The sequence below is a fragment of the Shewanella sp. 1CM18E genome (genome assembly GCF_023161665.1).
Taxonomy (GTDB): domain Bacteria; phylum Pseudomonadota; class Gammaproteobacteria; order Enterobacterales; family Shewanellaceae; genus Shewanella.
In genome coordinates this window covers 61,866-82,091 of record NZ_JALNTW010000016.1, presented here as the reverse complement: position 1 = coordinate 82,091, position 20,226 = coordinate 61,866, and the positions used below count along the sequence as shown (strand labels likewise).

Here is a 20,226-nt window from a genome sequence, read left to right as displayed (position 1 = left end):
TTACAATTGATTTAGCGCTAAAGCTTATTAAAGTTTTTATCCAACATAGATTGCAGTAATAACTCCCCCTGTTGGTTAACTCTAAACTCACCATACTTAGCGCGCTCATAACGCTTTGCTTGTCCTTCTTCAAAGAAGAATGCATTACTCGCAAACTTAACGCGATTATTACGCAGTCGATATTGAATATTAACCAGCGAGCTTGTCTGCTGTTTAACATCGGGATCCTTGGCTATCGACACTAAGGTCGCGACTCGATTTTCATCCAAGCTTACTTGCAACACCCCATCAGAGTTAATCTCATCCATCAACGGCAAGATTTCAGCTGCAAGCGCATAATTAAGCACCATATAGTCGCCCTGCATTAACGAGCGAGGATCAACTGGTGCTAGCGTTAACCGAATCACTTGACCGTCAGCTAAGTGTTGCTCTTTTTTATAAATATCCCAATTTACAACTGCAACAATGGTAAGGATTGTTGCAATAACGACATACATAGGCCAAGGCCAAGGCCAAGTTAGTTTGTTATTTTTACTGTGTTGTTCAACCATGTTTCGCTATCCATCTGGTATCTTTGTTAATGCGCGCCTTAATTAACTGAATTTGTAAACTGCAATTCAAAACTAAAGTTTAAAGCTAAAGTTCAAGCTAATTTTGATTAATTTGAACTGGCGATGTAGGCATGAATTTGGCCATCAACACCTTTGCGAATAATAACATCGTACCTAATGCCACTAACCACAAAGACTTATCCAACAAAGGCAACTGCAAACTGTAATAATACCAACCAATAAAGCTTAAAACTCCTAGGACACCAAGCGCAAAAAGTAGCCTTTGACCAAGGTAAAAGCCCATGACCAATATTAAAAGCGCAGTTATTAGCCCGGTCATTACAAGAGATAAAACCGCGCTCAAAACCAAACCAATCAAACACAATAGTCCTGTACTGCTGCGCCATGAAATTTGTATAGAGCTCAAAATATGATTAATAACAACTGCGCCAATACAAAAAGCGGTCACCACGGATGCAAGATTAGACCAAGGAGCAATAGGCAGCTCAACAATAGGCTGTTCGACAATATGTTGAAAGTCACTATGTTGCATCAGTAACGGAATTTGAATTAGCACTAAGCAAACCGCAATCATATACCCAAGCGCATTAAGCCTGGAATAATATTGACCAGCTTTGGCTTCATAGAGCCATATCGCGCAAAAGGAGATACAATAAATGGGTGCGACAAATGCCAAAAAACCGAGCTCATAGGCCATAGCCGCTAAACAAACGAGCATACCAAAGCTCATCATTAATTGATGACTATAATGCTTAATCACCAGCCAGTGGACTAATAAAACTAAACCAAAACTTAAGTACCAGTAAATGCCATGATTAGGCTCAAACCAACCTGTTAACCCATAACCTAACGACAGTAGTCCACAAAGACTGATTGATAATGCCATTTGGTTAGCAAACAGCTGCGAACTGCTATTGCTACGATATATTCCTATAGCAACAAGGCTATAAATAATACCGATCCCAAAAGCAAACTGAGTACCAAGATCATCATAGAGTAAGCCAAAAAAGGTAATGGTGAACCCCAAAATAAATAAGGACGCAAACCAAGCACCAATAGATTGCATAAACTGAATATACCAAGGGCTTTTACTTTCAAATTCAGGCGATTTAGGAAATTGAGGCTGACTATCAGGCTCTCCCTCCGTTAACTCTGCATGGGTTAAATCTTGTTTAACTAGACCCTTCCCCGCCAATAACGTCCAAAGCTCTGCTGCGGCTATTTTATTGTTATCTTTAAAGCGGCCATGAAAAAGTTTATCTAAAATCATGCTGATGCTCCGCAGTTAAACGCTTTATGACGCTGTTTAAGCCACAGGGTTACGCCTGTTGTCGAGCCAATAATACTGATCCCTAGCAGCAAAAACATAGCGACAACATCACTACTTTCAAGAGCCACACGAATAAATAAACAATTGGCCACAGTGACTAAGCTATAGCCGCCAATAGCCAAGACAAATATATCTTTCACCTTATGGTTATATACAAAAAAACCTGCTGCAATAACGGCCGTATAAACAAATCCCCAAATACTTGGCCCTTCCTCAAAGAGGGCTTCAATTGCCAGTATTGTGATAGCAACAACCGCAGCTAAAATAGTCATTTGTTGAAATAACGGCGCGTTAAAGCGCTGTTGCTGTGGTTTTAATATCCGCGGCAACCGCAAAAGTCGACCATTTAACAAACTGCAAGCTAAGTGCAAACTCAGATTAAGAAAAAACAACCAAGCCAATAAAGCTGTTGGGCCAAATAACCAGCTCAATGATCCCGGAAATGCTTGAAAATAAAGTAGCACGGCTAAGTTAAGCAAAAGACCAAGTAATAACCAAAGCAGCTCATTCCCTGCTACTAGTGCTAACGGCAACATAAATAACGCCCAGATAGCAAAGAGCTGCCAAGGATCAGCACCTGTTTGATATGTCTGACCAACAAGTGCAAGCAAACTACCGATGATAATAGCTGACAGAAGCAGTATTGCATTAGCAGTGGTGTACCCAAAGCCATTGATGTCACCCGAATTGACTGCTCGTCGGCGCACCAATATGTAGCCCATTAGTGAGGTAATCAGTAAAATTTCAACTAAAGCGAAGCGGCTAAACTGCCCCATACCTTGCCAATTAGCTGCTACAAAAAATACAATGCCAGCTCCCACTAACAAGGCACCGAGCCAAGTCAGTAGTAAAGTCATAAGCGCATACCATTGAGTAGTCGAAGCATGAGGTTCTGCCGAGCCCTGTGCGGTATTCAGCGCTGCTGGCAATGACTCTTTAGATATAAAGCCCTGCTCAAACCAACGTATAACTATAGGTTTTAAATTTGCCACTATTGTGTCCCGTCGACTTTATCTTTTGGATAAACTAAAAGGCTAAATTTTATTGCTCAAGCCTGCTAATCCAATATTGTCTACAACGCCTTAAAAAGACGCGTATAAATGGCGGTAATTTACCAATCGGTAATTAAAACTTCAATTCTAAGCCAAAGCTACAACTTACAAATAGCAGCAAAACAAATATACAAAAAAGGATGCCAATAGCATCCTTTAAAATTGCCGCTTAGTAACTTGGATTAATCTTCAACCGGCAAACTCACCAACTTATCTTCAGCTTCATTTGCCTGTTCCGCATTGGCATTTTGCTGCTCTTCAGTTTTTAACCATGTCATAAACAACTCATACCAAATAGCCAAAACGACCGCCCCTAAGAAAAGACCGATGATCCCTGCAGTGATCATACCGCCAATCGCACCAATTAAAATAACCGGCATGGGCACATCCACACCGCGACCCATTAACATAGGTTTTAATACGCTGTCAGACACTCCAGCTACTAACACCCACACTGTAAATATGGTCGCAGGGGTAGAGTCGTGGGTCGAGAAAACATAGAAGATCAGTGGTAAAACCACCAACAGCGGTGGCAGCTGCGCTATCCCCAAAATAAATACGATAAAAGTAAATAGCCCCGCAGCTGGAATACTAAAGGTAAATAGTGCCGAACCAATCAAAATCGCTTGGATAAATGCAACACCTACAACACCTAATAGCACACTACGAATGGTCGCCGCTGTTAAGCTCGTCCATTCTTCACCGTGAGTTCCCGCAATTTTAACTGCAACGGTATTTACTGCAGCGGCAGACTTTTCTGCATGAGCCATAAATCCACCGGCAATAGCCAATGAAATAATAAACATCACCAGTGTTCCTAGGCTGCTACCTAGCATGCCTGCGGCAGCAGTTACTGCGGATTTAATTTGTGGTAGAAAATGCATAACCGCTTTTTCTAAATTGTTGGCAAATAGTGCCCACGCCTCAAACAGCTTGTCACCTATCAAAGGAATGTCTGCAATTTTCTGAGTCGGACCAGGAATATCAACTTCGCCTGACTGCAACACTTCAATAGAGTGGGAGATCCCTTCAAAAATTGAGCTAGTAACAATCCAAAATGGCGCAATGAGTAATGTAATACCCGCGAATGCTAATATTGTTGCCGCCAATCCTCGCCGCCCTTTGAGCGCACGCTCAAGCTTTTGAGTCATCGGCATTAACGCCACTGCGATAATTGCTCCCCACAAAACAGGGATCACAAAAGGCTTAATAATATCAAAGGTCCAAACAACCAATATAAACAACAAGCCAATTCGAATTGCAGACTCCATCATATTATTGATGAATAACTTACTTTGATTATGTTGCATTGGGTTTTCCATAGTACGCTTCCTATTGGGTTTCCTTTTGAGCCATTCCTGCGCTCACCAAACTTGCAACTACAATTGCCATGTAAAACACACCAGCAATTGCCTCCATATAAACTGCGACTTGAGCAAATGGCGTATTCGGACTGATATCGCCATAGCCCAACGTTGTTAGGGTTACAAAACTAAAATACGCCATTTGAGAAAAGTTTTGCCCCCAGACACTATGCTCAACACCACTAAACGCCTGCGGTGATAGCGCCAAGATCAATAGATAAACTAACGCCCACATTAAGCCAAGCAGCAAGAACAGCGCTATAGAACCAACAATTTTATTGCCGTCTACAGATCCACTAAACAGAATTTGCCTAGCAATTGAACTAAAGGTGCCCCAGAAAAAGGCAAACATGAGCATTAGCATGAAAAGATCGATATTTGGTATGGCAGTAAAGCGCTTAAGCATTGCTGCAATGAGCCAAACAACAATCAGCCCTTGCATAAAACGCTTCCAGCTTTTGTCTACTCCTAGACTAACCACACAAACGAGAAAGGTTGCCGCGATCACCCCGTCTAATACGGATTCAATCATGCCGTCAGCCACCGATTTAACTAACGATGCGCTTAATAGCAATACAACTAGCGCAGCTGTCATATAATAAAAATTATTGTGCTTAGTAATGACTTTGTTGATCAAACTGGCGCTTCCTTGACAGTTATCATTTTACGGCTAAATGCGACTAAAGCCTGCTACAAGGTTAAATACTTCCAATACAATAGCTTACTTTATCTTCGATTGCTGATATTTTTTGAGCATTTTAGCACTGAAAATAATCTTGAAATCCACTTAGCTTGATTAGATGCTGCGGTTGTACTGCGTACAATTAGAAACTTGCCGATTGACAGCACTATACGACAAAAGGCGCTCTACAGGAGTAACATCTCACTTTTTAGCCCAACGGGGATGGTGATTTGGTGTACCGATGAGCTGGCAAATTAATGAATTGATGAAACCTTGATATATCGATAACTTTGCTCTATTTGATAACTGTAATAGGGAATACCAATAACATTTTCCCTTGAATCTAAATCAAGGGTATAACCTTTAAAATCAGAAACTTAAACTTTTGACTTAAACTTAGACTAGACTCAAAATGCTCTAGTTTAATCTTACAAATTGACAATATTTAAAAACAATGAATGGATAAAAAGCAACCTGTTTACATCAATGAATTACATTGCTATGTTCAGTGCGAATCAATGAAAAACCGAGATTTATCCGAGATAGTGATAATAAGCTGTTATACGCCTAAGGAAATTAAGAGTTCAAAAAATCACATCGATATCCAGCTAAAAGCTGGTGAAATAAAAATAGAAAGCTGACTACAGTAAAAATTAAAGCTAAGAGACAAAACTACCATATTCATTGTTATGTAATTAAAAGGTCATCAAATGGAATTGAAAGACACTAAACGACTACCCGAATTAGATTGGTTACGGGTGATATTAATTTTTGCTGTGTTTACTCATCATGTGTGTATGCCTTTTAATGGAGATAGTTGGCACATTATGAATAACGATTCGAGTAAACTGCTCGATGATATTATGGTGTATTTTGAACAGTTTAGGCTGCCAGTTTTGTTTTTTATTGCCGGTGTTAGCTCTGTAATTTTGCTTTCAAAAATCACAGCTGTAAAATTTCTTAAAAACAAATCTCTAAGATTACTTATTCCGCTTTTAGTTGGCTCAATACTAGTCATTCCGCCACAAAGTTATATTGAAAATATAACTAAGATGCAATCATACTGGCAAGAGTACCCAGCCCTTGCATTAAATTTAGAAACTAATCACCTTTGGTTTATAGAATACCTCTTTGTATTTTTCCTGCTAGCAATTCCACTTAACAAATTATTTAGCTCATCTTTAGGTGCATCAATCATTCACTTTCTGCAAAAACTATCAAAGTATAGTATCGGGCTATACCTACTGGTGATTTTATTAATAGTAATAAAAATATATTTTTCAATAACTTTTCAGTTCGAAGGTAAAACGATAGAAAACCTATCTTCTTCGCTATTCTACTTATTCTTTTTTATTGCTGGAATGCTTTTTATTCGCAGCAAAGTCATTTGGAGAACGATATTTGAACAGCGGTTTTACAATTTAACCTTATTAGTATTTAGCACTATACTCTTCTATTTATATTATTATTCGCCAGACTTAAGTGAATACTTATCTCTCAATATACGTTGGTCTATATGGTGGTTAGTTTGTTGTTTAGTTTCATGGTCAGCATTGCTAACAATCTTAGGTTATGCCCAGCTATATTTTGAAAAAACTCCCTCATGGATAAGCCTTAGTAATGAGTTGGTCTATCCTTTTTACATTTTTCATCAGACTATCATTGTCGTCATAGGCTATTATGTCATCACGTGGCAAGCTCCTATATTATTAAAGATTCTTTCTCTTTTCAGCTTATCATTTTTAGTTACCAGCGCAATTTGTTGGTTTATTATTAAACCATCAAATTTTTTAAGGTTTTGTTTTGGTTTAAAATCAAAAAATAACCCGCGGTGAGACCACGGGTTATCATGTTTATTGACAGAACTGAAATGCCTGCCCAGCCATTAATCACGCTGTAAAGCAATAATCGGGTCTAATTTAGCCGCTTTATTTGCAGGGTATAAACCAAAACCAACTCCTATGGTCATACAAACCCCAAGTGCTAATAAAATTGCAAATGGCGACCATGCCACTGGCCAACCCGCAGCAGATGAAATAACCAACGCGAGTAATAAACCTACGCCAATACCAATAATGCCGCCCGTTGCCGAAATTGCGATACTCTCGATTAGAAACTGCCGAGCAATATCTTTACGTTTAGCGCCTAACGCTCTTAGCAGACCAATTTCACCAGTGCGCTCTAGAATAGTCGCCAGCATAATATTCATAATGCCAATACCGCCTACCAGTAACGAAATACCCGCGACACAGGCCATGACAATATTAAAGATCTGCTGGGTTTTTTGATGCTGAGCTAACAGATCAGCGGGCACGACTACATCGAAATCTTTCTCACCGCCGTGGCGTCGATTAAGCAAATGCTGCAAACTTTTGGCCGCTAATGACGGCTCAACGCCATCAGCTAATGCTAACTTAAAGGCATCAAGCTCACTTTCTAGGCTCTTAAACTGCATTTTTTTCAGCGCGGTAGTTAAAGGAATAAACACTTGGTTACGCTCGCCGCCGAGTTTTACTCCTTGAATGCTTGATTTACTGCCCTCTTTTTCAGACAACACGCCAACAACGGTAAACCATTGATGATTAACTTTAATCAAACTGTTTATTGCACCGCCTTGAGGGAATAAGCTCCTAGCAGCTTCAGGTCCAAGCACTGCAACTTGCTGATAATAAGCCTCATCACTATCAACCAGCGTTCTTCCTTCACCTAATGGTAAAGAGCTTAGTTCAAAATAACTTGGCGTTACTCCAACAACTTGCGCGTCACTGCGCCCTTTTAGGCTAAATAAGCTAAACACCTTTACATTTTTCTCGGCGCTCCAGTTTTCAACAAAAGGTAAAGTGTCACGCGCACTTTCAATATCTCTTAAGCTCAGACCGACACTATGTTCCCGCACGGATTTCAACGCTTCACCATCTGCAGGGCGGGCATTAACAACTAGGTTTTTAACCCCCATAGATTCAATCATTTTTAGTGCTTCGCGTTCAGCGCCCTCACCTACACTTAGCATAGCGATAACGGCACCAACACCAAATATCATCCCAAGCAAAGTTAACGAAGTACGTAACTTATGGTGACGCATCTCATCAAAGGCCTGTTTAACCCCCTCCCAATAAACTCCCCAAGCAAACGAGGACTTTTGAGTTGGCTGTGCTAGCGTTTGGGTTAAGTCCACTGCAGCTCTATTTTTGGTCATACTCGATTCCTTTTAGGCGGAGTGGTTAATGCAATCGTATCGCCTTGTTTTAGTCCTGCAGTAATAACTGTACGGTTTAGACTTCGATTACCCAATGTCACATTCTGCTTTTTAAAACCTGCAGAGGTTTTTAGGTAAACCCAGTACTCACCAGACTTTTGAAACAGTGCTTGGTTCGGCACTGTAATGACATCCTCTAAATCAAGTGCATGTACCATTGCGTTTATTTGACGACCAGGCTGCATAATCTCAACCATGGTTTTATCTAAACTAACGGTAATTTCGAAATAGTTAACCGGGCTATCTTGCTCTTTTGCCTTAGCTAAAGCATCAAGTTGAGTCAAAGTCCCGCTGAGAGCTAGTTCAGGATAAGCATCCAAATAAAGCGTTACCGGCTTACCAATCGCTAAACCTAAAGCTTCTGACTCAAGCACATATAGTTTGGCTTGCATCTTCGAAGTATCAGGTAATAAACCAATTGCCATGCCTGACCACATCATGTCTCCAGGAACAGGTAATGCACCATTCCAACCAGGCTGAGCCACAAACAAGCCATCATGTGGTGCAACTATCTCCATTTGCTTTAAGTTGTTTGAAAAGCGATTGATCTTGGCTTTGTGCCCTTGCTGCTTTAACTTAATAAGCTCTTGTTCTGCTTCGGCTTGTGAGCCATGCTGACTGAGCCCCCAACCATAAAAGTCCATTTTCGCTTCAAGGTAATCTTGGTTTCTCATCTGGTCGATGATATCGATTTTGGTATAAACCCGCTCATCTTCACTGAAAAACCTTTCTGCTAAATCTTGCTCTTGTGCAGTCAGTTTAGTGTCAGTTGTAAGGGTCTTATCGATAGTTTTGTCTTTCTGAGATTGGATCTGGCTGTCTAACCCGAGCCTGTCATAATCTAGCTCTTCCATTTCTAAACGAAAGCTTTCGCGAGTACCATCCATTCTCGCAACCACATCCCCCGCTTTTACCGTACTAAAATTGTCCATGATCCATGCAAGAGATTGCGGACCACGCAGCCCCATAGGCACATTGACCGTTGTAGAATTACTGGCCTCAAGCTCGCCCGCTGCAGGAATATCAACTTTAAAGTCTGAGCGGTTAACGTCGATAGTTAACACACCTTCGCTAGCTGAATCGCTACAAGCTGTCATCAATAACAGCGTACTTGCTAGCAAGCCTGTGCGAATAAACGGCTTTGCCAGTAAGCGAAAACTACATTCATCGAAGTTAAATATATTCATCATGGTAGCAGCACCTCTTCACCTTCATTGAGACCAGAGCTAATCACTACCTGCTCTTTACCCATTGCTCCCAAAGCGACGTATTGTTTAGCGTCACTAAATAAGCCTGGCTTCATAACGTATGCCTTGCCTCTGTCGTAGTGCACCGCATCTAACGACAACAAAAGCTCCGGTGTTTGATTAGCGATATCGATACTTATCTTGGCAGTCATCCCTGGTCGCATTAAGTCGCTATCAACTTCATCAATACTGGCCACAGCATCGAAAATGACTAAGGGCACGTCTTGGTTTTTGATACGAAAAACTGCACCTAACTCGGTGATCTGGCCGTTGAACGTCTTATCAGGGTTGGCATCGAGGCGAATTTTCAGGGCTTGGCCGACTTTGACTCGCCCGGCCTCCACTTCAGGAATCGTCATGTTTACTTGCATATGTTGTAGATCAGGGATACTCAGCACCGAATCTCCGACGAAGATATTCTGGCCTTCAGCGAGTTTATTGCCTTGTTGATCATTGCCATACACCACCATGCCGTCACGTGGTGCAATAAGCGTTAATGACTTAATTCCTTTTTGTAAAGCTGCAACTTCAGCTGCAAATTTTTGCTGATCACCTGCAAGCATCTTCATTCGCTGCTCTGCGCTGCGGATCTCTAATTCAATTTTCTGATTAATTAACTTAACTCTATCTTTAGCAATCACGGCATCGCGTAGGTATTTTTGCTGATCAATAACAGAAACCGTTTCATCGGAAATATCAACTTTCATCTGACTCTTTTCTTGAGTCATTTTAGCTTCGGCCAATTCCAGTTTCAGTTCTTCTAATTTCTTAGCATTACGTAGCTTTGAGGTTTCTATATCTTGTACTGTGGTTGCTAAGTTAGCCGATTTACTGGACAACCTTTGCGTCAATGTAGAGGTGTCGAGCTGCGCTACTCTATCGCCTTTTTTAACTTCAACCCCCTCTGGCGCAAGCATTTTTACTTGGTATTGCCAAACCCGGCGTAATGCCGGTGGCTTTAGGCTGACTGTGTTTGCAGAAACTAGTTCTCCTGTAACTTCAATTTGTTGGTCAAGAATGCCAGATTCAGCCTTTGTCAGTACTTGATCGCCGCAACCAGCTAACAACACACTCATAACGCATAGATTTATCGCTAGTTTATTCATGACGAATGGCCCTCTGTTTCAACAAGCACACTCATACCTGGAATAATTTCCACTTGTTCGTTATTTTCAAATTTAATTGAAATCTTAAACCAGTTGCTGTCTCCCCAGGCTGGTTGCTTGCGAGCCTGACGACTGATCTCATCAATACTGCCACTAAGCTGAACGCTTGATTGTGAATCAAGACGTAAGTGTACGGGCTCGCCAATTTTGATCCGGTCTACGTCTACTTCGTTCACCCACGCCACAACTTCTAGCTCATTTAGTGCAGGTATATTGGCCACCTGTCTCCCAATTTGTACACTATCGCCAACCGAGTATTTCTTATCGCTCCAAGGGTCGCGGCCATATAATACTGGGCCAGCAATATCAGCCGTTAATTCCAACTGGTCTAAGCCCGATAACGCTTGACTTAGTTCCAATTGTGCACGCTTTTTATCAATCGCTAACTGCGACAACGCCGCTGTTCTTCTATCTTCGATTTCAGATAATGCTTGACGCTTTTTTGATAGTTCAGAGGTTGCTTTCAATTGCTCAAACTGATTGTCAGCATAATCCTTTGCAGCGATATACTCTGCAGGAATAGCGGCATCAAGCTGAGCTTTTTCAAGTTCTAACTTTGCCTGTTTTAGGTCAAATTCAGCTTGTAATAGCTGAGCATTTAACTCAATTGATTGGCTTTGCTCCTGAGCGGTTACTCGTAAGAGACTGCCTTCTAATTGCTCAATACGGTTATCGATTTCACTTTTATCAAAGATAACCACAACCTGATCTGGCTTAGCCAACGAGCCCTCAGGCATCATCCATTGAATTTGATAACGCCAAGAATCCCCCGCTTTAGGCACCACAAAAGGTTGAGAAACAACCGATGCGACCTGCCCGGTAAGTAGTAATGGCATCAACTTAGGCTTATCCGCCTGCAACTTATTTTGTATAGACGATGATTGACCTTGATCAGCTGCTCCGCTGGCGTTAGCAGCAAGCGGTGCAAACACCAGTAACGAAGCTAAAGACAAAGGAAACAAAGCAGGGCTTTTAGATAGTCGTTTAAGCGGCATTTTCACCTCGCTCTTCTATCTCAACGATATCACCATCACGCATGCGGATAATGCGCTGCGCATAAGCTGCAACTTCTTCTTCGTGAGTCACTAAAATAATTGTTTGCCCGGCTTTATGTAACTCAGTAAAAAGCGCCATAATCTCAACTGAAGTTTTACTATCTAAAGCCCCTGTTGGTTCATCTGCCAATAAAATAGCAGGACGATTCACTAACGAACGAGCAATTGCGACCCGTTGTCTTTGCCCGCCAGATAACTGATTAGGCCGGTGATCGTGACGAGAACCCAGTCCCACACGATCGAGTAACTCATGGGCATAGGCTGAGTCTTGATTAGGATCGGCAGAAAAACGCAGCGGTAAAAGGACATTTTGCAAAGCAGATAAACGTGGCAACAAATGAAAGCTTTGAAAAACGAAACCAATCTCTTTGTTACGAACTGCTGATAATGCATCATCGTCAAGCTCTGCAACTTCTTGACTGTTCAGGCTATAGCGCCCCGAAGTGGGTTTATCTAGGCAGCCTATAATATTCATCAGAGTTGATTTGCCTGAACCAGATGGCCCCATGATGGCAACGAACTCATTTCTTGCGATAGTAAAACTCACTCCATTGAGTGCTTTTACGCAACTATCACCCATTGGGTATTCTTTAGCTAATTGGTGAACTGTGATCATAACGGACTCATATAGCAAGGCTCAAATAGCTGAGTTCATAAGAACTAAGCCATCAGTGATAGGGTTATCATACCGCTAAGCACGACACTGTTTGGCGATTGCTCTGCAAAAATTTGTAAATAATCGTAATACGAATGTATTAGCAAGCCTATTTCATAACATGGCGGCTAAATTAATTGCAATGGAGAATAGGTTGGTTTGCTGGTGCGAGGTTGTTTGTGAAAACAGCTTGTATAAATGTTAGACATTGTTGCTCCTTGCTAAGCTTATTCAGTTCCATTTGAATCAATATTTTGCGTTTATTACTTTTGAACTTAGCTAATGATTGAGCTTGGATAGTCAGTAGCTTGCTCTAAGTTGATATAAAATATTCGCAAAATCTAACCTAACGCGGTTTTATAGAAAAAACAAGCCGTTAACTAGCTGAGGATATTTCATGTTATCTACTGAGTTGGATATTTCAGCGCTTATCAATCCAGCTCACAATAAAACAAGTCTAAGCTTGCAAGGCGCCAATAGCAGTAAAACCCGCAATAAGTACAAAGAGTAGCCACTGAAATAATCGCTTAAGTGAAACAGAAGCATCACTCATAAAAGCAATATAAATTTGCCAAATCGCAAACAGCCCAAAGTTAAGTGCGATAAAGATAAGCATGCCATAACTTTGCATTTGGGCGATTGCAGCAAAGGCGCAAGCAAGCAGTACAAAGCTTGATAACAATAAAAACACAGTCACATAGTGAAAAACGCATCGCATTATCACTTGGGCAGTCGCATCAAAGTCAGCATGCAACATGGGCATTAAAAACTGCTTTCTAGCATATGTTAGATGCCAAACACTTGTCGCTAAGGCTATTAAACCTGCTATCAACAAGTATATGTTCATATATTATCTCCTATTTTTTCTGGTTAGGCTTGCGTGTAATTTTTAACTTAATTTTCTCAGTTATATTTGCGCCAGTTTAAGTTAGAAGCTCTATAACTCCGGCATCACCGATTGCACTATCGTTTAATTATTTAAACACTAGCCCGCTCAATCAGAGCTAATGCTTATTTGTTAGGTCAGCTGGTTGCTACCGCTTTGCTTCTCTGCTTTAGCACCCTGATTTTGCTCTCCAGCAAGACTTGTAGCCTCTACTATTGTTAGGTTAGTAGACAGAATCTTTACGTGCATTATTGCAAGAATTATTAATAATTTTTGTCAGTACAGGTATTGCTTTGCAGCATTCATCCTTTGGTATTCAAACAAGCCTTCTCAATGCAGTATCCCCTTTGTGCCAGATGTTCTTTCAGTTTATTCAAGCCACAAAAAAGCAGCCTTGCTGGCTGCTATTTGTCTTGAAAGCTAGGCACTATGCATCTACTTTCTTTTTTTCCAACCAATGCAATTACATGGTTGCCATGGTCCAGTAATCTAGACGCTTATCAGGCTGAGCAATAATGGTTTTGCATTTCTCTTTATATTTACCCATAAGCGGCCCAAGGCTTTTGCTGTTCGGCATAGATGCTTTATGTTGCTCGGCAGCCTTAGTTACTGCTGCAGCAACTTTATCTTCTGCCTGATATTTGGAAGCAATTTCGATCGCTTGCTGGCCAGATTGTTGTAATCGCTCGCCAACAGCTTGCATTTGCGGCGCATTCATTGCCGAAATCGCATCAGATGCAATTTGGTAATAAGCGGCACATTCAGCCAGCTCTTGTGTAAAAGCATCTTCCGCATCGCCTGCGAAGCTATTAAAAGACAATGCGCTAGCAGCGAAGAGCACCATCGACAGTTTTTTCTTTGCAAGCATTCAATCAATTCCTTTTTATTTTGTCGCTATCATCAGTAGCTGATTCTTAATTGGGTTACCTACTTCTACTTTAGGTGCAGCTGAATATCAAGGATAAAGCAAGAAAACAGCCAAAAAGAGTGTCAATCACCTACAGAAGCGATTACCCAACAACTGACTATTACATCTACAAATTAACCGCGGCTAAAGCGCAATAACACAATGCGACTCTGCAGCATGAGTTTATTGCGTCGACTCTTGATAGCTCAACAACTTGTCTTTTAGGACTTGTTTTACATCAGGCCATTCACTATCAATTATTGAGTAAATAACAGTGTCTCTAATGGTGCCATTGTTAAGAATTTGATGATTACGCAGAATACCGTCTTGAGTCGCACCTATCCGGCATATTGCTTGGCGAGAAGCTTGGTTTTGAATATGAGTTCTAAACTCTACGGCCATTACATCTAACGTTTCAAAGGCGTAACTTAAAATAAGTAACTTAGCTTCGGTGTTTACCGCAGTTCGCTGGGCACTTTTTGCATACCAAGTATAACCCACCTCTAACCGACGGTGCTGCTGCTCCCAGCGGCAAATTCGGGTGCTACCAATTACAGCGCCTGAATGGCGACAGCGCACAGCAAAAGCTAACGCTTCACCGCGCGCTTCAGCTTCCATCGCCGTCATAATATAGGCTTTCATATCATCAGGATGCGGAACCTTTGTATACCAAAGCTCCCACAAATTGCCATCTGCAACGGCAATACTTAACGCGGCTTGATGTTCTAAGGTCAGCGGCTCAAGTACTATATGTTCGCCAACTAAATTGGCCTCTTTAAGTTCTACGTTCAACACAACCTCCTGTTTAATGCTGGCAAAATTAAGACTTAAGCTAAGCTATTGGTATTATTATCATTACTCGTTTGTCTTAAATCTTAGTTGTTACATCTATAGCTAAATAGTCTTATCAAAATTTAGCCTAAGTATCTTGTTCAAAGCTGATGCTTTGCACTCTCGTCAAACAACAGTGTCCTTATAAGTACCGCGCAAAGCTCATACCATCTTTTAACGCTTTAGTAGGAGCGTCTATTGCGGGCGTGCCTAGGTATAAAAAGCCAACGATTTGGTCGCTAGTTGTTAAGCCAAGAGATTGATGCACATTCGCATCAAAGGCTAATTCTCCGGTGCGCCAAATCCCCCCTAGGCCTTGAGCAAATGCAGCTTGCTGCATAGCCATAACCGCGCAGCCTGCTGCTAAATGTTGCTCTAGTGCAGGAACTTTTGGATGTTCTTTTACTTTAGCAACAACGGTAATTACCATCGGAGCCCGTAGCGGCATATTGCTCGCTTTAGTAAGCAAATCTGCATCAGCTCCTTTTTCTTTTAAAGCGCCGACAAAAATATTCCCAAGTCGAGTTAAACCGTCTCCCTCTGCGATAATAAACTCCCAAGGAGTTAGCCCGGCATGATCTGGGGCGCGAGTCGCTGCATCTAGAATATGCTGCAACTGCAACTGGCTAGGAGCTGGAGTGGTTAATCTCGGAGTTGACTGACGAGTTAATAATAATTCTAATGCGTCCAACTGATTGTCCTTAATAAACATGTTACGAAAGAAGAATTACTCAAAGGCCAATTGAGAATATCAACTACTCAAAAAAAATCCCACCTATTTAGTGGGATTTAATTGAAATGAATTAATTACGTAAAATAAAAGCTTTTTGGTAGTTGTACCTATCAGCATAAAGATTCAACAGCTTTGCAAAAGTATCGGTGATACTCGCTCCAAGTCTAACAACACTAACTACCAAATACTTAAACTCATAAAGGAACGGTTATACTGCCAATAATTAGCATTGAGCTCGTTAGTTCAAAAGCTCTGAACCCTGCAGTGGTTGTTATAAGCCATTTCGTTTAGCGATAAAGTAGTCAAGGCTGGTATAGCGGCCGCCTCCAACAAAAATAAGCACCAGCAACATAAACAGATAGGTGATAGCAAACTCAATACCGTTATTAAGGATCACGAAATTACCTGAGCTTGTTAACCATTCATAATTGCCATTCGCCTGTAAAATCTCTTTCGCTTTCGCCAGCTTTTCAGCAGAAGCAATGACATTCTCATTAGCTAACCAAGAACTAGAGTCTGCAATGGCTAACCAACCATTTTGAATATGTACGCTAAAAGCGGCAACAAACATGGTTATCGCTAATGGAATTGATACCAGCCGCGTGGCAAATCCAACGACAAGTAATGCACCACCAAAAAATTCTGTACCGGCTGCAAGCGCAACCATAAGCTCCGGAAACGGCAAGCCAAGACCCCAATCAGGATTACCAAACCAAGCAGCGGTATCACTGAAATTACTTAACTTGTTATAGCCTGCTTGCATCAAAACCGGTGCCAAATACAAACGCAGCGCTAAGGGCGCAAGTCCCTCAAAAAACTTAAGTCCACTCAAAAACTGCTGATAAAGTTTAACTAATTGCATGTCGTTCCCTCTTGGCTTAAGTACTAAAGCTTGAGTACTAAAGCTTTAGTACTCAAGCTTAAATATTGCAAACAAGCAGATAACGCTCACTGCTTACGTTAGGCTAATTGCTAAATTCGGCTAATTCCCTAATTTGGGAAAACAGCTAGATCCGTTAAAACCTAACCCCTTTAGCAACATAGACCTTGAGCAACAAAACTTTCTTTCAATCAGTTTGTAAATATAGACTATTCGCTATCTTCACTAAGCTCGATTAAATCCTCTTGTAACGCCGTCATCTTGTTATGAAAATAACGTTTTTGCTTAGCACTCGCCTGTTGATTCAGCAATATCAACAATTCCCCAAACTGCTCGGTATTACTATCAAGCGCTTTTTTATAGGCTTGTGAACGCAGCTTATCTGGCTCGGTCATGAGTAAAGTTAGGCTATGCGATAACGCCTTTTCATTGTGTCTATTTTTTAGTGCCTGTGAAAATAAGCGGATCCATTCATGTCGATACTCAAGCCACATATCTAATGTTGCGCCGCGAGTTTGATTATAGTTGTGAATGGCAGTTTTTTGTTCAGCCGATAATTTACCTAACCATTTTTTAGCACGCTTATTAATCCGTTCATCCGCCATCTCTATTAATTCAGCCTGATCTTTGCCTAAGTACTTTTCATTTAACTCTTTTTCTTCCACTCTCAGTTGAGCGATAACTTGTGCAACCTGCTTATCTGAAAAAGAACTAATAATGGGCAGTAAAGACGGTAGAAGGTAATCAAAAGTGCGCGACCAATGACTTTTAGCTTCAGCAACATGGTCAGCCCAAATTTCGGGGGTTAATGACTGCTGCTCTAGCACGTTAGATAATTTGGCTAACTGATTTTCATAGCGTAAAAGCTCTTCACTGCGGTGCCAATATAAAAACTGTTTTAGCGTATCGTCAAATTGTTCTTGCTGTTTAGCGTCTAAGGTAACGTACTCTTCAAGTTTCCACTCAATCGCCCAATCCAAAAAGTAGTAACCCACTTTAGTTGAGCAACCTACAAGGCCAAATATCAACAGTGCTACCATTGCAAGTTTTCTCATTAGCCCTCCTCCAAACACTGTGTTTATCTTATACTGATTGGTCTTAACCTAGCATAGAACAACGGATATAAATCGCTCAGATACAAATTGTTGTATCTGTTCTAATGCCTAACTCAGATAGAAATATATTTATACTCAATGGTAGATAAATTTAAGACTTGCTCGATGGATTACTTTTAGGAGGTAATTTATAGGGTAACTTTAAGGACCTTAATTATGGGTGCTTAGCGATTAGATATTCAGGTTTACTGTTTACCACTCCTTCATCAAGGTTTGCTAATTAACTGATAATACTGCTCGGCACAAGCTAAGTAACCTTCTACGGCCTGCAGATCTTTATCTGCCGTTTTGACCTCAACCTCACCTTCTTTTATCAAATGATCAAATGCCATTTGTAGTGCCCAGCAAACGGCAAACACCCAATAAAGGTCAATCGCAGCGCTTACCGCTGAACCTGCATGATGATTTAAATTTGGATTACTGGCTAAGTATTCTTCAATAATCCATTGCCGTTGTTCATTCGATAACGAATGACTGGCAAGCACTGCCGCCAAATCGCATAGCGGATGGGAGCTGCAGGCATATTCAAAATCAATACACTTAAGCGCCCCTTCAACCAATAAGATATTGAATGGATTTAGATCTCTATGACTAAATTGCTGGCGGATCATGCAATGATTTAAGCGGCGAAGCATAGCTTCGGTTTGCTCAATATTGGCCACTAGCTTGGCATAACTTAGCTTCCACGCTGTAAGTAAAACTGTTTGCGCAGCATTGCAATGCCTCGCTTGTAAAGCTGTCACTTTGGCAAACATACTTTGCAGTCGATGATGATAAACATGCCATTGCTTATCAACTGACATTTTATTTTCAGGCTCTGGTAACTTAGCTAAGCCGTTTAGCAGTGGCAGTATTAACCCTGCTTCTTCAATAGCTGTACTAGTGGATTTGCCAAGTGTATTGGCTAACTTGAGAGACGGGGTCTGACATAACTGCTGAGCTTTATATGAGCGCTGGCTTTTATATGAGTGCTTACTTTTATATGAGTGCGGAGGGGAACTTTCGTTTAATGAGTTAGTGAGCGCGGTTGTCATTGAACTGACACCATTTTCACTACTTAAAGCACTCCAATTGTATTGCTGCTGTTGCGAATAATAGCGGCTTAAATAAAAGCGATTACAAGGGCTAACATATACCACCTCAGGAGCTAGAGAGTGACTCGCGGCTAAACGCCAATTAGCGACCTCAGCCCTGCGATCACAGATCTGAGAGCTGGCCCAGCTATTGACTCTCAGCACCCAAAAGCTTTCACCATCATAGCTAGGATGACAGCCACGAACGCAGTAATTTTGATTACTCAACCCCTGACTTAACCGAGTAATCAAACTTACATGAGTGAGCTGAGCTTGCTCTAGATAACTTGCTAACGCTTTAGTTAAAAGCTTGGTTTCTTGCTCAACCACTTAGGCTTTTCCTTCAGAGAACTTGCTATCGGGTAGCGTTTGTTGATCTTCCATCTTATTGCGCCACATATAGTAGCCAAACACCACCATGCCAAGATAAAGCACAAATAAAACAGCAGTTAACATCAATCCTTTACTCACATACAAGTAAATAGATACCGCATCTATCACAAACCAATAAAACCAGTTCTCTAGCACTTTTTTCGCAACTAAATAGGTTGTCATTACCGCAAAACAGGTTGTTGCGGCATCTAAATAAGGCAAAGAGGCGTGGGTTTGAGTTGCCATAAAATGCCCTACAGCTAGTGCAATAATGCCTGTTACGACAATAATTTTAAGATGAGTCATTGCGCTCCAAGAAACGATATTGACCCCATCATGTTCTTTACCGCCACGAGTCCACATCCAATAGCCGTAAACAGCCATCGCCATATAGTAAACATTTAGCAATGACTCCATTAATAACGATACGTTCCAAAACAGAACAGTGTAAATAGCCGTGCTAACAAAAGCGGCGGCCCAGCACCAAATACTGCCCTTCATCGCAAAAACTAAGTAAGCCACAGCCAGTAACACAGCAACCGCTTCCCAGGCAGTAAGTGCCTGTGCTTCACTCAGTGCGGTGGTGACACTATTGACTAGCGACAACCAAAATTCAGACATAATAAACGCCTTGTATTTAGCCTAAAGATCAGCCAAATAGCCGTTATAAGTGGATAGAATTAAAATAGCCACAACACTAGCCCATTTTGGACTTAGCTGTTGTGGCCTATTTATATTGAGATTATTCGCTGTGGCTTAAATTAAGCTCACCGCCAATAAACTTACACACAAATACTGCTTTACCGAATTTCTCATGGGCTCCTTGCATTTCAATTGCGAGCATCGACATCACATCAGCATACTCGCCAACAACTTGGGTCGCCATAGCGTTAGTCACGCGTTGGATATTGTCATAACTGTCAACGCGAGCAATAAACCATTTGATCGGTTCTAGGTAGTTATCTTGTAACGGATAACAACTGATCTCAGCTGTTAATTTCATAGTAAACCTCAGCAGCTTAATTAGCTGGCAAATAAAAGTGTTTTATA

At 41.2% G+C, this 20,226-nt stretch carries 20 protein-coding genes; 1 reads left to right on the top strand and 19 read right to left on the bottom strand.

Annotation, left to right across the window (positions count from 1 at the left end):
- Positions 1-17 precede the first annotated feature (17 nt).
- The 5 genes from MSG37_RS17590 to MSG37_RS17570 form a co-directional block, all read right to left on the bottom strand.
- A complete protein-coding gene (locus tag MSG37_RS17590; protein ID WP_248471978.1) occupies positions 18-551 on the bottom strand; it encodes a GDYXXLXY domain-containing protein in 534 nt (177 codons plus the stop codon).
- 97 nt (positions 552-648) lie between these two features.
- Complete coding sequence (locus tag MSG37_RS17585; protein WP_248471977.1) at positions 649-1,842, bottom strand: DUF4401 domain-containing protein; 1,194 nt, start codon at positions 1,840-1,842, stop codon at positions 649-651.
- Positions 1,839-2,894 (bottom strand): DUF2157 domain-containing protein, encoded by a 1,056-nt coding sequence (locus tag MSG37_RS17580; RefSeq protein ID WP_248471976.1) that lies wholly within the window; start codon positions 2,892-2,894, stop codon positions 1,839-1,841. Before MSG37_RS17580 ends, MSG37_RS17585 begins: the two co-directional genes overlap by 4 nt.
- Positions 2,895-3,136: 242 nt before the next feature.
- Positions 3,137-4,276 carry an AI-2E family transporter gene (locus MSG37_RS17575; protein WP_248471975.1) on the bottom strand — a complete coding sequence of 380 codons (1,140 nt, stop codon included), beginning with the start codon at positions 4,274-4,276 and terminating at the stop codon, positions 3,137-3,139.
- 10 nt (positions 4,277-4,286) lie between these two features.
- Positions 4,287-4,955: a potassium channel family protein gene (locus MSG37_RS17570; protein WP_248471974.1), complete on the bottom strand. Its 669-nt coding sequence runs from the start codon at positions 4,953-4,955 to the stop codon at positions 4,287-4,289.
- A gap of 755 nt (positions 4,956-5,710) precedes the next feature.
- Here MSG37_RS17570 and MSG37_RS17565 point away from each other — a divergent pair.
- Entirely contained in the window at positions 5,711-6,835 is a 1,125-nt protein-coding gene (locus tag MSG37_RS17565; RefSeq protein WP_248471973.1) for an acyltransferase, read from the top strand.
- A 50-nt stretch (positions 6,836-6,885) separates the two neighbouring features.
- Here MSG37_RS17565 and MSG37_RS17560 read toward each other — a convergent pair whose 3' ends face one another.
- From MSG37_RS17560 to MSG37_RS17495, 14 genes are all read right to left on the bottom strand, one after another.
- Positions 6,886-8,082: an ABC transporter permease gene (locus MSG37_RS17560; protein WP_248471992.1), complete on the bottom strand. Its 1,197-nt coding sequence runs from the start codon at positions 8,080-8,082 to the stop codon at positions 6,886-6,888.
- 110 nt (positions 8,083-8,192) lie between these two features.
- Complete coding sequence (locus MSG37_RS17555; RefSeq protein ID WP_248471972.1) at positions 8,193-9,446, bottom strand: HlyD family efflux transporter periplasmic adaptor subunit; 1,254 nt, start codon at positions 9,444-9,446, stop codon at positions 8,193-8,195.
- Entirely contained in the window at positions 9,443-10,609 is a 1,167-nt protein-coding gene (locus MSG37_RS17550) for an efflux RND transporter periplasmic adaptor subunit (protein WP_248471971.1), read from the bottom strand. Before MSG37_RS17550 ends, MSG37_RS17555 begins: the two co-directional genes overlap by 4 nt.
- The gene (locus MSG37_RS17545) at positions 10,606-11,664 is read right to left on the bottom strand and encodes an HlyD family efflux transporter periplasmic adaptor subunit (RefSeq protein WP_248471970.1); all 1,059 of its coding nucleotides are present in this window, start codon (positions 11,662-11,664) and stop codon (positions 10,606-10,608) included. Before MSG37_RS17545 ends, MSG37_RS17550 begins: the two co-directional genes overlap by 4 nt.
- Positions 11,654-12,340: an ABC transporter ATP-binding protein gene (locus tag MSG37_RS17540; protein ID WP_248471969.1), complete on the bottom strand. Its 687-nt coding sequence runs from the start codon at positions 12,338-12,340 to the stop codon at positions 11,654-11,656. The genes MSG37_RS17545 and MSG37_RS17540 overlap by 11 nt, the downstream gene beginning before the upstream one ends.
- A 496-nt stretch (positions 12,341-12,836) precedes the next feature.
- Entirely contained in the window at positions 12,837-13,226 is a 390-nt protein-coding gene (locus tag MSG37_RS17535) for a hypothetical protein (RefSeq protein WP_248471968.1), read from the bottom strand.
- Positions 13,227-13,728: 502 nt separating this feature from the next.
- On the bottom strand, positions 13,729-14,133 hold the full coding sequence (locus tag MSG37_RS17530) for a hypothetical protein (RefSeq protein ID WP_248471967.1): 405 nt from the start codon (positions 14,131-14,133) through the stop codon (positions 13,729-13,731).
- A 222-nt stretch (positions 14,134-14,355) separates the two neighbouring features.
- Positions 14,356-14,964, bottom strand: coding sequence for a GNAT family protein (locus MSG37_RS17525; RefSeq protein ID WP_248471966.1), 609 nt, complete (start codon positions 14,962-14,964; stop codon positions 14,356-14,358).
- Between the two features lie 181 nt (positions 14,965-15,145).
- Positions 15,146-15,694 (bottom strand): NAD(P)H nitroreductase, encoded by a 549-nt coding sequence (locus tag MSG37_RS17520; RefSeq protein ID WP_248471965.1) that lies wholly within the window; start codon positions 15,692-15,694, stop codon positions 15,146-15,148.
- A gap of 313 nt (positions 15,695-16,007) precedes the next feature.
- Complete coding sequence (locus MSG37_RS17515) at positions 16,008-16,598, bottom strand: DoxX family protein (RefSeq protein ID WP_248471964.1); 591 nt, start codon at positions 16,596-16,598, stop codon at positions 16,008-16,010.
- Positions 16,599-16,825: 227 nt separating this feature from the next.
- Positions 16,826-17,671: a DUF6279 family lipoprotein gene (locus tag MSG37_RS17510; protein WP_248471963.1), complete on the bottom strand. Its 846-nt coding sequence runs from the start codon at positions 17,669-17,671 to the stop codon at positions 16,826-16,828.
- A gap of 266 nt (positions 17,672-17,937) precedes the next feature.
- Positions 17,938-19,134 (bottom strand): phosphotransferase, encoded by a 1,197-nt coding sequence (locus tag MSG37_RS17505; protein ID WP_248471962.1) that lies wholly within the window; start codon positions 19,132-19,134, stop codon positions 17,938-17,940.
- Positions 19,135-19,797, bottom strand: coding sequence for a nicotinamide riboside transporter PnuC (gene pnuC, locus MSG37_RS17500; protein ID WP_248471961.1), 663 nt, complete (start codon positions 19,795-19,797; stop codon positions 19,135-19,137).
- A 121-nt stretch (positions 19,798-19,918) separates the two neighbouring features.
- Complete coding sequence (locus tag MSG37_RS17495) at positions 19,919-20,179, bottom strand: hypothetical protein (protein WP_248471960.1); 261 nt, start codon at positions 20,177-20,179, stop codon at positions 19,919-19,921.
- Positions 20,180-20,226: the final 47 nt, after the last annotated feature.

What these genes read in the sequence shown, in the direction of transcription:
- MSG37_RS17590 (WP_248471978.1), bottom strand. Translation starts at nt 551, where the DNA reads ATGGTTGAACAACACAGTAAAAATAACAAACTAACTTGGCCTTGGCCT.
- MSG37_RS17585 (WP_248471977.1), bottom strand. Translation starts at nt 1,842, where the DNA reads ATGATTTTAGATAAACTTTTTCATGGCCGCTTTAAAGATAACAATAAA.
- MSG37_RS17575 (WP_248471975.1), bottom strand. Translation starts at nt 4,276, where the DNA reads ATGGAAAACCCAATGCAACATAATCAAAGTAAGTTATTCATCAATAAT.
- MSG37_RS17565 (WP_248471973.1), top strand. Translation starts at nt 5,711, where the DNA reads ATGGAATTGAAAGACACTAAACGACTACCCGAATTAGATTGGTTACGG.
- MSG37_RS17560 (WP_248471992.1), bottom strand. Translation starts at nt 8,082, where the DNA reads ATGCGTCACCATAAGTTACGTACTTCGTTAACTTTGCTTGGGATGATA.
- MSG37_RS17555 (WP_248471972.1), bottom strand. Translation starts at nt 9,446, where the DNA reads ATGATGAATATATTTAACTTCGATGAATGTAGTTTTCGCTTACTGGCA.
- MSG37_RS17550 (WP_248471971.1), bottom strand. Translation starts at nt 10,609, where the DNA reads ATGAATAAACTAGCGATAAATCTATGCGTTATGAGTGTGTTGTTAGCT.
- MSG37_RS17545 (WP_248471970.1), bottom strand. Translation starts at nt 11,664, where the DNA reads ATGCCGCTTAAACGACTATCTAAAAGCCCTGCTTTGTTTCCTTTGTCT.
- MSG37_RS17540 (WP_248471969.1), bottom strand. Translation starts at nt 12,340, where the DNA reads ATGATCACAGTTCACCAATTAGCTAAAGAATACCCAATGGGTGATAGT.
- MSG37_RS17535 (WP_248471968.1), bottom strand. Translation starts at nt 13,226, where the DNA reads ATGAACATATACTTGTTGATAGCAGGTTTAATAGCCTTAGCGACAAGT.
- MSG37_RS17530 (WP_248471967.1), bottom strand. Translation starts at nt 14,133, where the DNA reads ATGCTTGCAAAGAAAAAACTGTCGATGGTGCTCTTCGCTGCTAGCGCA.
- MSG37_RS17515 (WP_248471964.1), bottom strand. Translation starts at nt 16,598, where the DNA reads ATGCAATTAGTTAAACTTTATCAGCAGTTTTTGAGTGGACTTAAGTTT.
- MSG37_RS17510 (WP_248471963.1), bottom strand. Translation starts at nt 17,671, where the DNA reads ATGAGAAAACTTGCAATGGTAGCACTGTTGATATTTGGCCTTGTAGGT.
- pnuC (WP_248471961.1), bottom strand. Translation starts at nt 19,797, where the DNA reads ATGTCTGAATTTTGGTTGTCGCTAGTCAATAGTGTCACCACCGCACTG.
- MSG37_RS17495 (WP_248471960.1), bottom strand. Translation starts at nt 20,179, where the DNA reads ATGAAATTAACAGCTGAGATCAGTTGTTATCCGTTACAAGATAACTAC.